Below are 2,216 nucleotides of genomic sequence, written 5' to 3'. Positions count from 1 at the left end.
TGACGTACTTGTGGCCCTTCTTGTACGACGTCTCGTCGATGCCGATGCGGCGCACGCCGTCGAACCTCGAGGCGCCGCGCGCGGCCTCCAGCTCGGCGTAGACGCGCCTGCACACGCCGCCCACGCTGTGCCACTCGACGCGGGCGAGCTCGGAGACCGCCGAGGCGGTGCAGCGGACCGCCAGCCACGCCACCCAGTCCTCGAAGTCGCGCGTGAAGCGCGCCCCGTGCCGCGCCCAGGGGACGGCCTCGGTGCGCACGCCGTGCTCCGGGCAGCGCACCCTGCAGGGCGCGTACTCCAGGTAGCAGGCCGAGCGCGCCAGGTCCATCGCCCTCCACAGCCTGGGGGCCCCGCGGTTCGCCATGTCGTAGAAGTCGCAGGCCCTGCCGCATACGGGGCAGCGGCGCTGCTCGCGCTTGTGGGGCCGGACGCTCACGACGATGCGCTCGGCCTCGATGCGCGCGCCCAGGACGACCGTGCGGGCCAGACCGAGGGCGAGAAGTAGTAGACTCTTCATGCGTCACGCCTCTTCGGTTGTCTGAATTTGGCTTAGCAATCATAGGCGGATGACGCGGAAACGGCCCCTCCCGGGGCCGTTTCAGTTCCAGATCGTTGTTTTCGCCCGCTGAGCTGGGCCTATGCCGGAATCTCTCCCACAGAAACCACCGAAGAGCCAGATTTCTTCTGGGGCGGTTGACAAGGGCTGTCCTTCAGCCCTGCAATTAAGAGGATGATGAGCTGGCTGAGCTCATGAAGGGCCTTGGGAGCGAGGGGTGCCCACCAGCAATTCAGCCTCGATGGTGATGCTTTTCACACGCGATAGATTTAGGGACTCCGCGTCGATGCCGAACAGCAGCGGCGTCATCTCGGCGAACACGCGGACGTCCCTTTCGGACATCTCGAAGGTGCGCGTCACCTTGATGCGGTCGGTCATCTTGAAGTGCTTCTCAAAGCAATCGGTCACCAGCTGGTTTGAGTATTCCTTGCTGCGCAAAGATCCTTCAGCAAGGTGGCGCAGCTCCGTAAGATGATTGCTGCCTGGAACCACTTTGACCAGCACTCCTGGCGCGGAGGCGTTTCTGGTTGGGGTGAGAACGCGCTTGAATTCGTCGTAGTTCGAGGGAGCGAATACGTCCACCACGCAGTTGATGGAGCCTTTCAGCACGGGGATGTTCGTCAGGTCGCCAACCAGCCATTTGACCGCCTTTCTGGAATCGTGGCGGGCCGCCATCAGCATGGCGTCTTTTGAGAGGTCAAACGCCACCACGTCGACACAGAGGTTTTCTCGGATTGCACGTGCATAGAAGCCTTCTCCGCATCCCGCGTCGAGCACGCGGAATGGCGTCGCGTTCACAGCTGCAGGACCCTCGCTTGGGGAAAGGGCCCTTCCTACCGCGGTGAGGACGGCTTCTTTCACGTGGTCGTAATACCCTGCCTCCAGGATTGCCATGCGGCTCTCAAAGGATTCTTTGCTGTAGTGGGCTGACTGCCTGGAGGGCCCTAGAAGGTTTACGTACCCCTGCTTTGCGATATCGAAGCAGTGCCTCTTCGGACATACGAGGCTCCCTTCCTGCAGCTTCAGGGCGCTGTGGCAAAGGGGGCAAGAGAGCACGTCGGCGCTGTCAGCAAATCGCGCGTATCTGTCGAGTACCATTGCGTCTCCTTTCGTCCAAGCAATTCTAGCGGATGAGTCTTCCCCAGCAGTGCATGGCTAATCATAGCAGGCAGAACCGCACAGTGACAAATAGCTGAGCTATTTCAAGCTGGGATTTCGGTATTCTACTGCCCTCTTTTGGGCCACTTCATTTCGCCACGCTTTTGACAGGAGCAACAGGGTCCTCGCGCGCAAAACGCATATGGGCAATGCAGCCGTCTGTCAGGGCATGCCTGCGCCCCCGAACCTGCCGAAAAGGCGCTGATCTGCCCGCCAGGGCATGCCTGCGACCCCGAACCAGCCGAAAGGGCGGTGGATCTGCCCGTCAGGGCATGCCTGTGCCCCCGAACCAGCCGAAAGGGGGGTGGATCTGCCCGCCAGGGCATTGGCAGAAGAAAGAATGCCGAGATACTCAATAAGAAGATTGATAACCTTCAGCAGGTGAAAAAAGGAGGCTTCGGTAGTTTGTGTGACAAGGGGCTAGCCTAGGCAGCAACGCTCTTCGCTCCCTTCACGCCCTTCTTCCTCGCCTTCACCGGGCGACCCGGGAGCTGGGGCTGGC

Annotated in this window: 2 protein-coding genes and 1 pseudogene; all 3 read right to left on the bottom strand. The window is 61.4% G+C overall.

The features are described 5' to 3' along the window. The coding region (locus ACTNBY_RS09270) for a helix-turn-helix domain-containing protein (protein WP_441064274.1) at nucleotides 1-517 on the bottom strand (517 nt) is incomplete at its 3' end. A 231-nt stretch (nucleotides 518-748) separates the two neighbouring features. Continuing rightward, nucleotides 749-1,450: a methyltransferase domain-containing protein gene (locus ACTNBY_RS09265; RefSeq protein WP_052241580.1), complete on the bottom strand. Its 702-nt coding sequence runs from the start codon at nucleotides 1,448-1,450 to the stop codon at nucleotides 749-751. 63 nt (nucleotides 1,451-1,513) lie between these two features. Then, nucleotides 1,514-1,654 (bottom strand): annotated as a pseudogene (locus ACTNBY_RS09260) (putative RNA methyltransferase); the annotation flags it as partial. Between the last annotated feature and the right edge of the window lie 562 nt (nucleotides 1,655-2,216).

Source organism: Collinsella sp. HCP28S3_E12 (genome assembly GCF_052065595.1).
Classification (GTDB): Bacteria; Actinomycetota; Coriobacteriia; order Coriobacteriales; family Coriobacteriaceae; genus Collinsella.
The sequence above is the reverse complement of the archived record's forward strand: the minus strand, read 5'-3'. Positions and strand labels throughout refer to the sequence as shown.

Excerpts from the sequence above, each read along its gene's own strand:
- ACTNBY_RS09265 (WP_052241580.1), bottom strand. The coding sequence starts at position 1,450 with ATGGCAATCCTGGAGGCAGGGTATTACGACCACGTGAAAGAAGCCGTC.